This is a genomic window from Bradyrhizobium sp. BR2003 (assembly GCF_009720285.1).
Lineage (GTDB): Bacteria > Pseudomonadota > Alphaproteobacteria > Rhizobiales > Xanthobacteraceae > Bradyrhizobium > Bradyrhizobium elkanii.
Window position 1 is genome coordinate 28265 of record NZ_SMYJ01000005.1, and the last position, 16803, is coordinate 45067.

At 65.3% G+C, this 16803-nt stretch carries 11 protein-coding genes and 1 pseudogene; all 12 read left to right on the forward strand.

Features of this window, described 5'->3' with window-relative positions:
* Nucleotides 1-125: 125 nt before the first annotated feature.
* The 12 genes and pseudogenes from E2I15_RS00970 (at nt 126) to E2I15_RS01025 (ending at nt 16776) form a co-directional block, all read left to right on the forward strand.
* Nucleotides 126-1451, forward strand: coding sequence for an MFS transporter (locus E2I15_RS00970; protein WP_137478206.1), 1326 nt, complete (start codon nt 126-128; stop codon nt 1449-1451).
* Nucleotides 1452-1672: 221 nt separating this feature from the next.
* Nucleotides 1673-2779, forward strand: coding sequence for an efflux RND transporter periplasmic adaptor subunit (locus E2I15_RS00975; RefSeq protein ID WP_137478205.1), 1107 nt, complete (start codon nt 1673-1675; stop codon nt 2777-2779).
* 55 nt (nt 2780-2834) lie between these two features.
* Nucleotides 2835-5972, forward strand: coding sequence for an efflux RND transporter permease subunit (locus E2I15_RS00980; RefSeq protein ID WP_137478204.1), 3138 nt, complete (start codon nt 2835-2837; stop codon nt 5970-5972).
* Between the two features lie 21 nt (nt 5973-5993).
* Nucleotides 5994-6602 (forward strand): TetR/AcrR family transcriptional regulator, encoded by a 609-nt coding sequence (locus E2I15_RS00985; protein ID WP_137478203.1) that lies wholly within the window; start codon nt 5994-5996, stop codon nt 6600-6602.
* Nucleotides 6603-6761: 159 nt separating this feature from the next.
* The gene (locus E2I15_RS00990; protein WP_069277150.1) at nt 6762-7385 is read left to right on the forward strand and encodes a flavin reductase family protein; all 624 of its coding nucleotides are present in this window, start codon (nt 6762-6764) and stop codon (nt 7383-7385) included.
* A gap of 320 nt (nt 7386-7705) precedes the next feature.
* A pseudogene (locus E2I15_RS00995) lies at nt 7706-8946 on the forward strand (SMP-30/gluconolactonase/LRE family protein).
* Nucleotides 8947-9351: 405 nt separating this feature from the next.
* Nucleotides 9352-11619, forward strand: a complete 2268-nt coding sequence (locus E2I15_RS01000; RefSeq protein WP_137478202.1) for an acyl-CoA dehydrogenase — start codon at nt 9352-9354, stop codon at nt 11617-11619.
* Complete coding sequence (locus E2I15_RS01005; RefSeq protein WP_137478201.1) at nt 11619-12902, forward strand: acetyl-CoA C-acetyltransferase; 1284 nt, start codon at nt 11619-11621, stop codon at nt 12900-12902. Before E2I15_RS01000 ends, E2I15_RS01005 begins: the two co-directional genes overlap by 1 nt.
* Before the next feature lie 2 nt (nt 12903-12904).
* Nucleotides 12905-15001, forward strand: coding sequence for a 3-hydroxyacyl-CoA dehydrogenase NAD-binding domain-containing protein (locus E2I15_RS01010; protein WP_170991462.1), 2097 nt, complete (start codon nt 12905-12907; stop codon nt 14999-15001).
* Nucleotides 15002-15012: 11 nt separating this feature from the next.
* On the forward strand, nt 15013-15444 hold the full coding sequence (locus tag E2I15_RS01015) for an acyl-CoA thioesterase (RefSeq protein ID WP_137478255.1): 432 nt from the start codon (nt 15013-15015) through the stop codon (nt 15442-15444).
* A 165-nt stretch (nt 15445-15609) separates the two neighbouring features.
* Nucleotides 15610-15804, forward strand: a complete 195-nt coding sequence (locus E2I15_RS01020; RefSeq protein WP_016846235.1) for a hypothetical protein — start codon at nt 15610-15612, stop codon at nt 15802-15804.
* A 132-nt stretch (nt 15805-15936) separates the two neighbouring features.
* On the forward strand, nt 15937-16776 hold the full coding sequence (locus E2I15_RS01025) for a DeoR/GlpR family DNA-binding transcription regulator (RefSeq protein WP_028338603.1): 840 nt from the start codon (nt 15937-15939) through the stop codon (nt 16774-16776).
* Nucleotides 16777-16803: the final 27 nt, after the last annotated feature.

Here is a 16803-nt window from a genome sequence, read left to right on the forward strand (position 1 = left end):
CGCAATGACGCCGTGCACAAAACGCACAAGGTTCCCGTTTGCGCTGTGAGCTATGAGTTTTTGCCATTGCTCAAAGCGGAGCCAGCCAATAATCCTCACGGCAAGCAACACCCGGGGGGCAGCTTATGAGCCAGACAGCAACCATTGCGCCTGATCGCGGCGCCCGCAGCGAGATCGAGACGTCGACGATCCGCGCGATCTCCTGGCGGCTGATCCCGTTCCTGATCCTGGCCTACTTCTTCTCCTATCTCGACCGCGTCAATCTCGGTTTCGCCGCGCTCACCATGAACAGCGAGCTGAAGTTCTCGCCGGTGGTGTTCTCGTTCGGCGCCGGCATCTTCTTCATCGGCTATTTCATTTTCGAGGTGCCGAGCAACCTGGCGCTGGAGCGGTTCGGCGCCAGCAAGTGGATCGCCCGGATCATGGTGAGCTGGGGCATCCTCTCGGCGCTGATGGCGGCGGTCTATGACGAGCACAGCTTCTACGCGCTGCGCTTCTTCCTCGGCGTGGCCGAGGCCGGCTTCTTCCCCGGCATCATCCTCTATCTGACCTACTGGTACCCGGCCGAGTATCGTGCGCGCTTCCTCGCCGCTTTCGCGCTCGCGGTGCCGATCTCGACCGTGATCGGCGCGCCGATCTCCGGCCTGTTGCTCGGCCTCGACGGCGTGATGGGCCTGAAGGGCTGGCAGTGGCTGTTCGTCATCGAGGGCATTCCCTCGGTGCTGCTCGGCATCGTCACCTGGTTCTATCTGACCGACCGGCCGGAGAAAGCCGATTGGCTCTCGGCCGAGCAGAAGGCGTGGCTCAAGGCGAAGCTCGACGCCGAGGTCGCGGCCAAGCAGGCGGCGAAGCATTTCACGCTGGGCGAGGCGCTGTCGTCGCCGAAGGTGCTGGCGCTCAGCGCGATCTATTTCGGTTTCGTCGCCTCGCTCTATGGCATGCAGTTCTGGCTGCCGCAGATCGTCAAGGCGTTCGGGCTGACCAACGCGCAGACCGGCTTCGTCACCGCGATCCCGTACGCATTCGGCACCGTCGCGATGATCCTGTGGGCGCGCCGTTCCGATGCCACGCGCGAACGCGTGTTCCATGTCGGCGCGCCGCTGCTACTGACCGCTCTGGCGCTCGGCGTCTCCAGCTACATCACCGATCCGGTCATGACGATGGTGGTGCTGACGATCGCCGCGATCGGCGTGTTCTGCACCTTCGCGGTGTTCTGGACGCTGCCGACCGCCTGGCTCTCCGGCACCGCCGCCGCCGGCGCGATCGCGCTGATCAACTCGATCGGCAACCTCGCCGGTTTCGGCGGGCCCTATCTGATCGGCTGGGTCAAGGAAGCCACCGGCAGCACGTCGACCGGTCTGCTGGTGCTCTCGCTGTTGCCGCTCGCGGCGGGCCTGCTGGTTTTCCTCGGCAGCCACGAGACCAAGACCGAGTTCGCCGGCGCGAAGTAGCTGCGCCGCTCGGCTAGACCACAAAAATCGAAAACAACCCCATGCACAGTCCCGGATTTCGCTTTGTTGCATCCGGGCGACGCATTTTTCCGGGCTTCCACACCCACAATTCCGCGCCTATCACGGCCATCCTCACGAATTGGTTATAACTGACGAATATTGACATTTATCAGTGATAAATCGATACTCTTCATCAGTTGTCAGCCCGATGGAGATTCCAGATGTTCGTTCGTTCCGTTTTCTCGAGCTATTACAGGCTCTTGACGGGAGCATCGTTGGCTTTTGCGGTGTTCGCGCTGACCGGCTGCAATGAAAAGGCGGCCGAGAACACCGATCCGGGACGCCCCGTTCTGGTGGCGACCGTCCATTATGAAGCCGAAACCCCTCAACGCAGCTTTGTCGGCACCATCAAGCCCCGTATCGAAGCCGATATGGGCTTTCGGGTTGCCGGCAAGGTGGCCAAGCGGCTGGTTGAGGTCGGACAGACAGTCGACGTCGACCAGCCCTTGGCCACCCTCGACGAGGTCGACCTGAAGCTGCAGGCCGAGCAGGCGGAGGCGGAATTCCGCGCCGCCACCGGCGTGCTGGCGCAGGCCGCGGCCGCCGAGCAGCGCGCCAAGGACCTGAAGGCCAAGGGCTGGACCACCGACGCGGCGCTCGATTCCGCCAAGGCCGCCGGCGACGAGGCCCGCGCCCGGCTGAATCGCGCCGAGCGCTCGGTCGAGCTGACCAAGAATTCCCTCTCTTACGCAACGCTGGTGGCCGACACCCGGGGTGTCGTCACAGCGACCATGATCGAGCCCGGCCAGGTGGTTGCCGCGGGCCAGGCTTCGATCCGTGTCGCCCGACTTGGCGAGAAGGAAGCTGTCGTCGCGATCCCAGAGACGCTTCTTGCTCGTGCCAGGTCGGGCGTAGCCACGGTGACGCTGTGGTCGGACGCCAAGAAGAGTTATGCCGCCAGGCTGCGCGAGGTCGCCCCGCAGGCCGATCCCGCCACCCGCACCTATCTCGCAAAATTCTCGCTGCCGGAGGCCGACGAGGCGGTCTCGCTCGGCATGACCGCGACGCTGACCTTGGCCGACAAGGCGAGCGAGCGCGTCGCCAAGTTGCCGCTGTCGGCGCTGTACAGCCAAGGCGGCGATCCCTCGCTCTACATCGTCGATGACAAGGGCGACATCGCACTGAAGCCGGTCAAGGTGAAGGCCTATGAGAGCAGCAACGTCGTCATCTCCGGCGGCGTCGACGATGGCGCCAAGGTGGTCGCCCTCGGTGTGCAGAAACTCGATCCGAGCCAGAAGGTGCGGGTCGTGTCGTCGCTGTCGTTCTAACCCTCGCATAGCAGCGGAAACGGTTCTGGGACTGGTCTAGAACTTGGAGAGTTCGATGAAGCGCTTCAACCTTTCGGCCTGGGCGGTCAGCCATCCGACGCTGGTGCTGTTCCTGATGATCATTCTCGCCGCCGCCGGCTTCTTCTCCTACGAGAAGCTCGGCCGCGCCGAGGATCCGTTCTTCACCGTCAAGGTGGTGAACGTCTCGGTGATGTGGCCGGGCGCGACCTCGCAGGAAATGCAGATGCAGGTCGCCGATCCCATCGAGAAGAAGCTGCAGGAACTGCCGTTCTTCGACAAGGTGCAGACCTATTCCAAGCCGGGCTTCACGGCGATGCAGGTCTCCTTCAAGGACTCGACCTCGCCGAAGGACGTGCCCTATCTCTTCTATCTGTTGCGCAAGAAACTGGTCGATGTGCAGGGCGAGCTGCCCTCCGGCATCCTCGGTCCCGTCGTCAACGACGAATTCTCCGACGTCGATTCGATCCTCTATATGATGACCGGCGACGGCGCCAATTATGCGCAGCTCAAGAAGGTCGCGGAGGGTTTTCGCCAGCGCCTGCTGAAGGTGCCGGGCGTCACCAAGATCGATCTCTACGGTACGCAGGACGAGCGTATCTTCGTCGAGTTCTCGCATGCCAAGCTGGCGACGCTCGGCATCACGCCGCAGGCGCTGTTCGACTCGCTCGCCAAGCAGAATAACGTCACCCCGGCCGGCACCGTCGAGAGCTCATCGCAGCGCGTGCCGCTGCGCGTCACCGGCGCGCTTGACGGCGTCAAGGCGGTTGCCGAAACGCCGGTCGAGAGCAACGGCCGCGTGTTCCGGCTCGGCGATATCGCGACCGTCTCTCACGGCTATGTCGATCCGCCGAGCTTCGTGGTGCGGCAGGAAGGCAAGCCGGCGCTCGGCATCGGCGTCGTCACCGCCAAGGGCGCCAACATCCTCGAGCTCGGCAAGGAGGTCCAGAAGGCGACCGCCGAGTTCCTGAAGGCGGTGCCGCAGGGCATCGATATCCAGCAGATCGCCGACCAGCCCAAGGTGGTCGAGCACGCCGTCGGCGAGTTCGTGCACTCCTTCGTCGAGGCGCTCGCGATCGTGCTGTTCGTCTCCTTTGTCGCGCTCGGCTGGCGCACCGGCATCGTGGTCGCGCTGTCGGTGCCGCTGGTGCTCGGCATCGTCTTCATCGTGATGAACGCGATGTCGCTCGACCTGCACCGCATCACGCTCGGCGCGCTGATCATCGCGCTCGGCCTTCTGGTCGACGACGCCATTATCGCGGTCGAGATGATGGTGGTGAAGATGGAGCAGGGCTGGGACCGCATGAAGGCGGCGTCCTTTGCCTGGGAATCCACCGCGTTTCCGATGCTCACGGGAACGCTGGTCACGGCCGCCGGCTTCCTCCCCATCGGCTTTGCCAATTCGGCGGTCGGCGAATATGCCGGCGGCATCTTCTGGATCGTGGCGATCTCGCTGGTCGCCTCCTGGTTCGTCGCGGTGATCTTCACGCCCTATATCGGCGTCAAGCTGCTGCCCAACATCAAGGTGCACCAGAACCACGATCCGCACGCGATCTACGAGACGCGGATGTATCGCGGCTTGCGCAGCGTCGTGCAATGGTGCGTCGATCACCGCATCAAGGTGGTGGCGGCGACCGTCGGCGTCTTCGTTGCCTCCATCGTTGCGTTCGGCCACGTCCAGCAGCAGTTCTTCCCGCTGTCGGAGCGGCCCGAGTTGTTCCTGCAGCTCCGTCTGCCCGAGGGAACCGCCTTCAACGTCACCGAGAAGACGGTGAAGAAGGCCGAAGGGCTGCTGAAGGGCGATGACGACATCCAGACCTACACCGCCTATGTCGGCCAGGGTTCGCCGCGCTTCTGGCTCGGCCTCAACCCGCAGCTGCCGAACGAGGCCTTTGCCGAGATCGTGATCCTCGCCAAGAACGTCGAGGCGCGCGAGCGCGTCAAGGCCAAGATCGAGCAGGCCGCCGCCGATGGCGCGCTGAACGAGGCGCGGGTCCGGGTCGACCGCTTCAACTTCGGTCCGCCGGTCGGCTTCCCGGTCCAGTTCCGCGTGATCGGCCCCGATGCCAACAAGGTGCGCGACATCGCCTACCAGGTGCGCGACGTCATGCGCCAGAACAAGAACGTCAAGGACGTCCAGCTCGACTGGAACGAGCAGTCGCCCTACCTGAAGCTCGCCGTCGACCAGGATCGGGCGCGCGCGCTCGGCCTGACCCCGCAGGACGTCTCGCAGGCGCTGGCGATGCTGATCTCGGGCGCGCCGGTCACCACGATCCGCGACGGCATCGAGAAGGTCGGCGTGGTCGCCCGCGCGGTGCCGTCCGAGCGGCTCGATCTCGGCCGCGTCGGCGATCTCACCATCACCACGCGCAACGGCGTCGCCGTCCCGCTGCAGCAGATTGCGAAGATCGAATATGCGCATGAGGAGCCGATCCTGTGGCGGCGCAACCGCGACATGGCGATCACCGTGCGGTCCGACGTCGTCGACGGCGTGCAGGCGCCCGACGTCACCAACCAGATCTCGCCGAAGCTGAAGGACATCCAGGCCCATCTCGAGCCGGCCTACCGGATCGAGCCGGGCGGGGCGTTCGAGGAATCCGCCAAGGGCAATGCGTCGATCTTCATCCTCTTCCCCGTGATGGTGATGGTGATGCTGACGCTGCTGATGATCCAGCTGCAGAGCTTCTCGCGCCTGTTCCTGGTGTTCCTGACGGCGCCGCTCGGCATCGTCGGCGCCTCGCTGGGGCTGAACGTGGCCAACCAGCCGTTCGGCTTCGTGGCGCTGCTCGGCCTGATCGCGCTCGCCGGCATGATCATGCGCAACGCCGTGATCCTGGTCGACCAGATCGAGAGCGACGTGGCGTCCGGCCTGACCCGGCGCGAGGCGATCGTCGAAGCCACCGTCCGGCGCGCCCGGCCGGTGGTGCTGACGGCCCTGGCCGCCATCCTTGCCATGATCCCGCTGTCGCGCTCGGCGTTCTGGGGCCCGATGGCGATCACCATCATGGGCGGTTTGTTTGTTGCGACTTTCCTGACCTTGCTGTATCTGCCGGGCCTTTACGCCCTCTGGTTCCGCAAGACCCTCGAGGAGAGCGGCTCCGAGCAAACCGATACTGCGCCGCAGCATGCCGGCGATGCGCAACGCGCATTTCCGCTTGCTGAGGCGGCCGAATAATTGAAGATTGAGCAGGCCAACATGACACTGATCTCGGAACATAGCGAAACCGACACCCGCGAGCGGATTCTCGTGGTGGCGGAGCGCTTGTTCCGGCAGATCGGCTACCAGAAGACGACGGTCGCCGATATCGCCAAAGAGCTGCGGATGAGCCCCGCCAACGTGTACCGCTTCTTCGATTCGAAGAAGTCGATCCACGAAAGCGTGGCCCGCGGCCTGATGGGCGAGGTCGAGATCGAGGCCCAGCGCATCGCGCGCTCGGAAGGGCCGGCGGCGTCGCGCCTGCGCCAGCTGATGACGACCATCAATCGCATGAACACCGAACGCTATGTCGGTGACTCCAAGCTGCACGAGATGGTCGAGATCGCGATGCAGGAGGACTGGGACGTCTGCGTCGCCCACATGGAGTGTATCGCCTCCATTATCGGCGAGGTGATCGCGCAAGGAGCCGCGTCGGGGGAGTTCGAGATCAAGGACCTGCAACTCGCCTCGCTGTGCGCCTGCACGGCGATGATGCGGTTCTTCCACCCGCAGATGATCGCCCAGTGTGCGACCAAGCCGGGCCCGACCATCGACCAGATGATCGATTTCGTGATCGCCGGCCTGTCGCCGCGCGGCCGCGCCAACTGAGCGCCAGCCCTGACATTTTCGTCAGTTGACTCTTCTCGCATAGCAGGCAAATCGGTTTGTGGCCCGGATGGAGCGCAGCGCAATCCGGGGCCATTTCCGCTTGCGAGACCGTTCCGGATTGCGCTGCGCTCCATCCGGGCCACGTGAGAGGGGCCAGCCGTGACCGCCAAAGACCTGCACTTCTACGAGCCGAAGAACGGCCACGGCCTGAAGCACGACCCGTTCAACGCCATCGTGGCGCCGCGGCCGATCGGCTGGATCTCCTCGCGCGACAAGGGCGGCAACGTCAACCTCGCGCCCTACAGCTTCTTCAACGCCTTCTGCTACGTGCCGCCGATCATCGGCTTCTCCTCCACCAACTGGAAGGACAGCGTCGCCAACATCCAGGACACCGGCGAGTTCGTCTGGAATCTGGCGACGATGGATCTCGCCAGGCACATGAACGCGACGGCGGCGCATGTCGCGCGCGATGTCGACGAGTTCAAGCTCGCGGGGCTCACGCAGGTCGCCGGCAAGCTCGTCAACGTGCCGCGGGTCGCCGAAAGCCCGGTGTCGTTCGAATGCAAGGTGAGCCAGATCGTCCAGCTCCAGGGCGCCGACGGCAAGAAGGCCGAGGCGTGGCTGACGCTCGGCGAGGTCGTCGCCGTCCACATCGACAAGGCCTTCATCAAGGACGGCGTCTACCAGACCGGCCTCGCGCACCCGATCGTCCGCGCCGGCCGCCGCGGCGACTACTTCGAGATCAAGCCGGAAAACATGTTCGAGATGATCCGGCCGGATTAGCTCTTCCGCCCCGCTCTTGCGGGGTCGAGACGAGCGAAGCTCGCTCTTAGAAAGCAGGGGTGAGGGGCTGCTTCCGCAAGTTCTGTCGGCGATGAGACCTGTACCCCCTCACCCGGAACGCATCCGGCGATGCGTTCCGACCTCTCCCCGCAAGCGGGGCGAGGTAAGAGACGTCGCCCCGCAACGACGGCCCGCGCCACAACAATGTGAAATCTCCGCGCGCGGGGATGAAAAACCGTCACTCGCAACCTCTCCGAGAGCAGTCTAACCTCCACCCGCCAGGCCGGATCAACGGCCAGCCAACAGAGTGGGAGGATGCGATGACACGCCAACCGCGGCGCGATCCGAACGAAGAACAACGCGATCCGAATGTCTCACGACGCACGCTGGTTCAGGGGCTTGCGGCTTCCGCCGCCGCCGTCGCGGGCATCGGCAGCGCGCTGGCTCAGAACGCGCCCGCGCCGGTCGGGCCGCCGACGACGATCACCAGCCCGCCGCGCGACTTCAGTCCGCGCGGTGCGCCGACCACCTATTTCTGGGACCCCGACATCATCGCGGTCGATCCGTCCTTCAACGACCTTGCCCAGCCCAACACCTCGATCAAGCGCCTCTTCACCGGTGTGCTGTGGGCGGAAGGCCCGGCCTGGAGTTCGCAGGGCCGTTATCTGTTGTGGAGCGACATCCCCACAACCGGCAGATGCGCTGGTCGGAGGATGACGGCCATGTCAGCGTCTTCCGCATGCCGTCGAACTACTCGAACGGCAATTCGTTCGACTTCCAGGGCCGCCAGCTGTCCTGCGAGCATCTCACCCGTCGCGTGACGCGCTACGAGAATGACGGCACCGCGACCGTGCTCGCCGATAACTATCAAGGCAAGCGGCTGAACTCGCCGAACGACGTCGTCGCGCATCCCGACGGCAGCTACTGGTTCACCGATCCGCCCTATGGCGGCCAGCTCTATGAGGGCGAACCTGACGCCGCGGGCGGCCCGGGCAATCCGGCCGGCAAGCTCAATCCCCGGATCGGGCAGCCGGCGGGCTTCGTGCCGGCCAAGCGCGAGCTGCCGACCAATTGCTATCGCATCGATCCCTCCGGCCGCCTCGATCTCGTGGTCAGCGAGGACCAGGTGCCCGATCCGAACGGCCTCTGCTTCTCGCCGGACTACAAGAAGCTCTACGTGGTCTCGACCGGCAAGGGACCGGGCGATAGCGGCCCCGGCGGCAAGGGCGACGTTTTCGTGTTCGATGTCGGCGCCGACAACAAGCTTTCCAACGGCAAGCGGTTCAGCGACTTCACGATCGACGGCGTGAAGTGCGGACCGGACGGCATCCGCTGCGACGTCAACGGCAATGTCTGGTGCTCGAGCAATGCCGGCCGCGCCGTCGGTTACAGCGGCGTGACGGTGTGGTCGCCGGACGGCAAGCTGCTCGGCCGCATCCGGCTGCCTGAGGTCTGCGGCAACATCACCTTCGGCGGCCCCAAGCGCAATCGCCTGTTCATGGCGGCAAGCCAGTCGCTCTATGCGGTTTATACGGCAACCCAGGGAGCAGGGCCGGCCTAGCTCGCGGTCAGGCTAGATGGAGTTATATCCGCGCAGGAACTGCGCTCCCTCTCCCGCTTGCGGGGGAGGGCAGGGGTGAGGGCTCTCTCCGCGAGCCGCATTGTGGAGAGAGCCCCCACCCGCATCGCATCTTCGATGCGATGCGACCTCCCCCGCAAGCAAGAGAGGTGCAGAGGAGCCTGCCGCGAGTCCGATCGATCCGGCTTCATCCCGCACGGCGCCGCCGCCACCTCGGCTACCTGATTGTCGCACCTCACTTTTCGGAACTGAAGGCGCAGCCTGCCGTTAACAGAATGGCGCCTGGGCCGCGTCAATTTCGCTTTATTTGAACAGCGAAGTGTTCACCGGTGGACGGCATTTTCGATAGGATCACCCATCCGCGCCGCCGTTTCATGAGGATCCGCCATGAGCTTCCGCCGCGACTATATGACAAAACCGATCTTCTCCTGGGCGCGTGGCGTGCTGCCGACGATGTCGGACACCGAGCGCGAGGCGCTGGAAGCGGGCGATGTCTGGTGGGACGCCGATCTGTTCACCGGCAATCCCGACTGGTCGAAACTGCTGGCGTTTGCGCCAGCCAGATTGACCGACGAGGAGCAAGCCTTCCTGCACGGTCCGGTCGACGAGCTCTGCAGGATGCTCGACGAGTGGAAGATCAACTGGGAATGGCGCGATCTGCCGCCCGAAGTCTGGGCCTTCATCAAGGCCAAGAAATTCTTCGGCATGATCATCCCGAAGGAATTCGGCGGCCTCGGCTTCTCGCCCTATGCGCATTCCGAAGTGGTGCGCAAGATCTCGTCGCGTTCGCTGACCGCGGCCGTTACCGTGATGGTGCCGAACTCGCTCGGGCCGGGTGAACTCCTGATGCGCTTCGGCACCAAAGAGCAACAGGACAAATGGCTGCCGCGCCTCGCCTCCGGCCAGGACATTCCCTGTTTCGGGCTGACCAGCCCGGAAGCCGGCTCCGACGCCGCCTCGATGATCGACACCGGCATCATCTGCAAGGGCAATTTCGAAGGCCGCGAGGTGCTCGGCTTGAGGCTCAACTGGCACAAGCGCTACATCACGCTGGGGCCGGTGGCGACGCTGCTCGGACTTGCGTTCAAGGCCTATGATCCCGATCACCTGGTCGGCAGCGAGGACGAGCTCGGCATCACCGTCGCGCTGATCCCGACCCATCTGCCCGGCGTCTCGATCGGCCACCGCCATCTGCCGGCGATGCAGGTGTTCCAGAATGGCCCGAACCGGGGCAAGGACGTCTTCATTCCGCTCGACTACATCATCGGCGGTCAGGAGCGGCTGGGTCAGGGTTGGAAGATGCTGATGACGGCGCTCGCCGCCGGCCGCGGCATCTCGCTGCCGTCGTTGTCGGCGGCCGGCGCTGCCTATGCCGCGCGCACCACCGGCGCCTATGCCCGCATCCGCGAGCAGTTCGGCATCTCGATCTCGAAATTCGAGGGTATCGAGGAGCCGCTCGCCCGCATCGTCGGTACCGCGTATTTGCTCGACGCCGCGCGGCGGCTGACCTGCGCGGCGCTGAACGAGGGGCATCATCCCGCCGTCATCTCGGGGATCATGAAGCTGCACGCCACCGAGCGGATGCGGATCGCGATCGACGACGCCATGGACATTCATGGCGGCAAGGCGGTGATCGACGGACCGCAGAATTATCTCGGCGGGCTCTACCGCTCGGTGCCGGTCGGCATCACGGTCGAGGGCGCCAACATCCTGACCCGCAACCTGATCGTGTTCGGGCAGGGCGCGATCCGCGCCCATCCCTACCTGTTGCAGGAGATGAACGCGCTCAGCGAGCCCGACCGCGACAAGGGCCTCACCGCGTTCGACACCGCGTTCTGGAAGCATGTCGGCCACAGCTTCGCGACGATGTTCCGCGCCTGGGGCCGCAGTTGGAGCTTCGGCCTGTTCGCGCCGGCGCCGGATGCCGGCGACGCAACCGAGTTCTATCGCCAGCTCTCGCGCTACTCGTCGGCGTTCGCGCTGTGCGCCGACATGGCGCTGCTCACCCTCGGCGGCGCATTGAAGCGCAAGGAGATGCTCTCGGCGCGCTTCGGCGACATCCTGTCCGAGCTGTATCTGCTGTCCGCCGCGCTGAAGCGCTGGCAGGACGAGGGGCGGCAGAAGGAGGATCTTCCCGCGCTCGAATGGTGCATGGCATCCGGCTTCAAGACCATCGAGAACCGCTTTGCGGAAATCTTCGGCAATCTGCCGAACCGCCCGGTGGCTTGGCTGCTGAAATTCCTGATCCAGCCGTTCGGCGCCCGCGTCACCGGCCCGTCGGATCGCGTCGTGCAGCAATGCGCGCAGCTCGTACTGTCGCCGTCTTTGGCGCGCGATCGCCTGACGCCGGACCTCGCCTTTGTCGAGGATGACGGCGGTATCGCGCGGCTGGAAAAGGCCTTCCGCCTCGTCACCGAAGCCGAGGACGCCGCCAAGCAGCTGCGCGCGGCGCGCCTGCACGACTGGAAGGAGGCGGTGAAGAAAGGCGTCATCACCGTGGCCGACGGCGAGAAGCTCGCCGCCGCCGATGAGGCCGTCGCCAAGGTCATCGAGGTTGATGATTTTGCGCCGGAGGCGCTGTCCCCGATTTACAAGAAATCCGCCGACGTGCATCAGTTCTTCCAGGAGCTTGGTGAGCAGAGGGCGGCGAGCTGATGGCGCGACCAGTCTTTATCGTCGACGGCAGCCGGACGCCGTTCCTGAAGGCGCGCTCCGGTCCCGGCCCGTTCACCCCGGTCGATCTCGCCGTGCAATGCGGCCGGCCGCTGCTGGCACGGCAGCCGTTCGCGCCCACCGCCTTCGACCAGGTGATCCTCGGCTGTGTCAACGTGATCGCCGACGAGATGAACCCGGCGCGCGTCGCGGCCCTCAGGCTCGGCATGGGCGAAGAGATGGTCGCCTTCACGGTGCAGATCAATTGCGGCTCCGGCATGCAGTCGATCGACACCGGCTACCGCTACATCCGCGAGGGGACCTCCGACCTGATCCTCGCCGGCGGTGCCGAGGCGTTGAGCCACGCGCCGCTGGTCTGGCCCAACTCCGGCGTGCGCTGGTTTGCCGGCTTTGCCGGCGCCAAGGGGCTAGGTGCCAAGATCGCCGCGGCGCTGAAGGTGAAGCCGAGCTACTTCAAGCCGATCATCGGCCTCGAGCGCGGGCTGACCGACCCGATCACCGAGCTCAACATGGGGCAGACCGCCGAGAAGGTCGGCCATCTCTTCGGCATTACGCGCGCACAGTCCGATGCATATGCCGCCGAGAGCCATCAGCGGCTGGCCAACGCGCAGAAGCAAGGCTTTCTCAAGGGCGAGGTCGAGACCGCGTTCTCCCGCGACGGCAAGTTCTACGATCATGACGACGGCGTTCGCCCGGACTCGACGCCCGAGACCCTGGCCAAGCTGAAGCCGGTGTTCGAGCGTCCGTGGGGCCAAGTCACCGCCGGCAATTCCTCGCAGATCACCGACGGCGCCTCCTGGGTGATCCTGGCGTCGGAGACGGCGGTGGCCAAGCACGGGCTGACGCCGAAGGCCGTCATCCTCGACAGCCAGTGGTCGGCGCTCGATCCCTCGATCATGGGCCTCGGCCCGGTGCTGTCGGCGACCGCGCTGCTCAAGCGCAACGCCATGACCTTGCAGGACGTCGAGACCTGGGAGCTGAACGAGGCCTTCGCCACCCAGGTGCTCGGCTGCCTCGCGGCGTGGAACGACGAGACATTCTGCCGCGAAATCCTCGGGCTCGACGGCGCGGCCGGCGAGATCGACCGCGCGAAGCTGAACGTCGACGGCGGCGCGATCAGCCTCGGCCATCCCGTCGGCACCAGCGGCAACCGCATCGTGCTGCATCTGGTCAATGCGATGAAGCGGCTCGGCACCAGGCGCGGCATCGCCACCGAATGCATCGGTGGCGGGCAGGGCGGCGCGATGTTGATAGAGACGGTGTGATCATGGATTCACGGATCATGGACCTTCTCGCCGATCGCGTGCTCGAACTTGGGCCGAAGCCCGCCGCCGACGGTCCCTACAGGAATTTCAAGCTGACCCGTGACGAGGATGGCATCGCCTGGCTGCTGTTCGACCGCGCCGGTGCCAGCGCCAACACGCTGTCCGCCGATCTGCTGGAAGAACTCGATGCCGTCGTCTTGGCGCTCGAGAGCCAGCGGCCGACCGGTCTCGTGGTGCGCTCGGCCAAGCCGAGCGGCTTCATCGCCGGCGCCGACGTCAATGAGTTTCGCGGCGCCAGCGATTCCAGCGCGGTCGAGACCGCGATCGGCCGCGCCCATGCGGTGATCGACCGGCTCGAGGCGCTGCGCGTGCCCTCGGTCGCCGTCATCCACGGCTTCTGCCTCGGCGGCGGCCTCGAGGTCGCGCTGGCCTGCCAGATGCGGATCGCGATCGACGACGCGCGGTTCGGCTTCCCCGAGGTGATGCTCGGCCTGCATCCCGGTCTCGGCGGCACCGTGCGCTTCACCGAGCTGGTCAACCCGATGCAGGCGATGACCTTGATGCTGACCGGCAAGACGATCGACGCGCGCCGCGCCAAGTCGCTCGGCCTGGTCGATGCCGTCACCCAGGAGCGCCATGTCCGCAACGCGGTGAAGGATGCGGTGTTCGGCCGGCTGAAGCGCGCCAGGCCGGGCGCGCTCAACCCGATCCTCAATCTTGGTCCGGTCAGGGGCTTCCTTGCCTCGCGGATGCGCAGCGAGGTTGAGAAGGCGGCGCCGCGCAAGCATTACCCGGCGCCCTATGCGCTGATCGATCTGTGGGAGAAGCACGCCGGCAACCGCGCGGCGATGCTGAATGCGGAGAAGGCCTCGTTCGCCAATCTGATGGTGACGCCGACGGCGCAGAATCTGATCCGCGTGTTCTTCCTGCGCGAGCAGATGAAGAAGGTCGCGGCGAGCGGCAACAAGGTTGCGCATGTCCATGTCATCGGCGCCGGCGCGATGGGCGGCGATATCGCGGCCTGGTGCGCCAACCAGGACATGCGCGTCACCTTGGCAGACATGAAGGCCGAGCCGATCGCGGGCGCGATGAAGCGCGCTGCGGAGCTGTACGGCAAGATCATGCGCAAGCGGATCGACCAGCGCGATGCACTCGACCGCCTGATTCCCGACATGGACGGCGAGGGCGTCCGCAATGCCGATCTGATCATCGAGGCGGTGCCGGAAAAGCTCGAGCTGAAGCAGAAGGTCTATGCTTCCCTCGAGCCGAAGATGAAGCCCGGCGCAATCCTCGCCACCAACACCTCGAGCATCCCGCTGCAGGATCTGCGCACCACGCTGGCACGGCCGGAGCGGCTGCTCGGCCTGCACTTCTTCAACCCGGTGTCGCGGCTGCAACTCGTCGAGGTCGTCAGCCATGACGGCATCGATACCGGCATGCTCAAGGAGGCGCTCGCTTTCGTCGGCGCCATCGACCGCCTGCCGCTGCCGGTGAAGAGCTCGCCGGGCTTCCTCGTCAACCGCGCGCTGACGCCCTACATGCTGGAAGCGATGATGATGCTGGACGAGAAGACCGACCAGCGCCTGATCGACGCGGCCGCGGTCGAGTTCGGCATGCCGATGGGGCCGATCGAACTCGCCGACCAGGTCGGCCTCGATATCTGCCTCGATGTCGGCGACATGCTGCGGTCGAAGTTCGGCGACACCTTGCCGCCGACGCCGGCCTGGCTGCGCGAAAAGGTCGCCAGGGGCGAGCTCGGCCGCAAGACCGGCAAGGGCTTCTACACCTGGAAGGACGGCAAGGCGGAGAAGGCGCCGCTGCCGGAGACCGGTCCCCGGGTCACCGACGAGATGGTCGACCGCCTGGTGCTGCCGATCTCGAACGTCTGCGTCGCCGCCTTGCGCGAGGGCATCGTCGACAATCCCGACATGGTCGACGGCGCGATGATCTTCGGCACCGGCTATGCCCCGTTCCGCGGCGGCCCGCTCAGCTATGCGCGCAGCCGCGGCGTCGACAATGTAGTGTCGGCGATGCAGGCCTTGATGCGCAAGTTCGGCGGACGATTTGCACCGGATCCCGGCTGGGAGGCATTCAAGTGACCGACTCGCAGATGACCGACGCCCATGTTCACGCGCCGCTGAGCAATGACGCCGAGCCGAAGGGCGATCTCTGCATCCGCACGCTGGCGATGCCGGCCGACACCAATGCCAATGGCGACATCTTCGGCGGCTGGCTGCTCAGCCAGATGGATCTCGGCGGCGGCGTGTTCGCCTCCAAGGTGGCGAAGTCGCGCACCGTGACGGTCGCGATCGACGCGATGAACTTCCGCAAGGCGGTCAATGTCGGCGATCTCGTCTCCGTCCATGCCAATCTCGTGCGCATCGGCCGCACCTCGATCACGGTGCATCTCGAGGCCTGGGTGCTGCGCCGTCGCGAGCAGCAGTCGATCCTCGTGACCGACGGCAATTTCACCTATGTCTCGATCGACGAGCAGGGCCATCCGCAACCGATCCAGCGCGACGGCGCGACGATCGAAACCTGAGATCTTTCGCGCGCCAGCGCCGCTGATTCGGCGCGGGAGCAAACGCGTCGAAACTGAGTCCGGAGCGTGATTTGACTGCAAAAACCCGCTTCGCCGCGCAAAAATAATCTAGGAACAAACAGCCAGCGATTCCGTTGTCGGGCCGGAGTCAAACCGAGGCTGACAATGTCCGACAGTTACGTGATCGAAGTGAGTTCGCAGACGGCGGGTATCGTGGTGCGCGATGCGCGTGGTTATCAGTTCTTTGCTGCATCGCACCTTTTCGACCGCCTTGAAGGCCAGATCTTCCGCAATGCCCGCGAGGCCGAGCGCGCGGCGCGCCGGCTGCTCACCGGTCAGTCCATGCAGATGGCGTCGTAGAACGCTCCTTCGCGTCATTGGCCCGGGCGAATCGTCCACCTTCGCCCCGGCCGTCCCCGACCCGGCACTGCACGTTGACCTCCGTGCCGAACGGTCGCACCATGGGCGACTCGCCGTTTCAAGGGGGCCGCCGTGGCCGGACTCTCCCATCGCCAGACTGAAATCCTCAACATCGCGCGCGCGTTCGGGCGGGTCATGGTCGAAGACCTCGCCAAGCGATTCGAGGTGTCGGCGCAGACCATCCGCAAGGACCTCAACGATCTCTGCGACCAGCGCTCCCTGACCCGCATCCATGGCGGCGCGATCATCGCCTCGGGCGTCGAGAACCTCGCCTACGAGGCGCGCCGCTTCGTCGCTGCCGAGGAGAAGAAGGCGATCGGCGCTGCCGCGGCAGCACGGATTCCGAACGGCTGCTCGCTGTTCATCAATATCGGCACCACCACGGAAGAGGTCGCAAGCGCCCTGACCTCACATGAGGATCTGCTCGTCATCACCAACAACCTCAACGTCGCAATGCTGCTGTACCGCCATCCGCGCATCGAGGTGGTGGTGGCCGGCGGCACGGTGCGCCGCGCCGACGGCGCCGTGGTCGGCTCCACCGCGACGCAGCTGATCGGCCAGTTCAAGGTCGACTACGCCATCATCGGCGCATCCGCGATCGACGAGGAGGGCGCGCTGCTCGACTTCGACTATCGCGAGGTGCAGGTCGCGCAGGCGATCATCGCCAATGCGCGCAACGTGATGCTGGTCTCGGACTCGACCAAGCTCCGCCGCAGCGCGCCGGTGCGGATCGCCCATATGAGCCAGATCCAGACCTTCGTCACCGATTCACCGCTCCCTGCGGGCCTCGCCAATATCTGCCATAGCCGCGGTATCGAGGTGGTCGTCGCGATGGACAAGCCGCAAGTCGATCTCGACGACAACGGCGCTGACGCGGCACCCGCGACGCTGCGCAGCGCGCAGGGCGCTTGATCGCTCAAGTTTTAGCGAACTTGTTTC

What these genes read in the sequence shown, in the direction of transcription:
- E2I15_RS01005 (WP_137478201.1), top strand. Translation starts at nt 11,619, where the DNA reads ATGGCGCGACCAGTCTTTATCGTCGACGGCAGCCGGACGCCGTTCCTG.
- E2I15_RS00975 (WP_137478205.1), top strand. Translation starts at nt 1,673, where the DNA reads ATGTTCGTTCGTTCCGTTTTCTCGAGCTATTACAGGCTCTTGACGGGA.
- E2I15_RS00985 (WP_137478203.1), top strand. Translation starts at nt 5,994, where the DNA reads ATGACACTGATCTCGGAACATAGCGAAACCGACACCCGCGAGCGGATT.
- E2I15_RS00970 (WP_137478206.1), top strand. Translation starts at nt 126, where the DNA reads ATGAGCCAGACAGCAACCATTGCGCCTGATCGCGGCGCCCGCAGCGAG.
- E2I15_RS01015 (WP_137478255.1), top strand. Translation starts at nt 15,013, where the DNA reads ATGACCGACGCCCATGTTCACGCGCCGCTGAGCAATGACGCCGAGCCG.
- E2I15_RS01020 (WP_016846235.1), top strand. Translation starts at nt 15,610, where the DNA reads ATGTCCGACAGTTACGTGATCGAAGTGAGTTCGCAGACGGCGGGTATC.
- E2I15_RS01010 (WP_170991462.1), top strand. Translation starts at nt 12,905, where the DNA reads ATGGATTCACGGATCATGGACCTTCTCGCCGATCGCGTGCTCGAACTT.
- E2I15_RS01000 (WP_137478202.1), top strand. Translation starts at nt 9,352, where the DNA reads ATGAGCTTCCGCCGCGACTATATGACAAAACCGATCTTCTCCTGGGCG.
- E2I15_RS00980 (WP_137478204.1), top strand. Translation starts at nt 2,835, where the DNA reads ATGAAGCGCTTCAACCTTTCGGCCTGGGCGGTCAGCCATCCGACGCTG.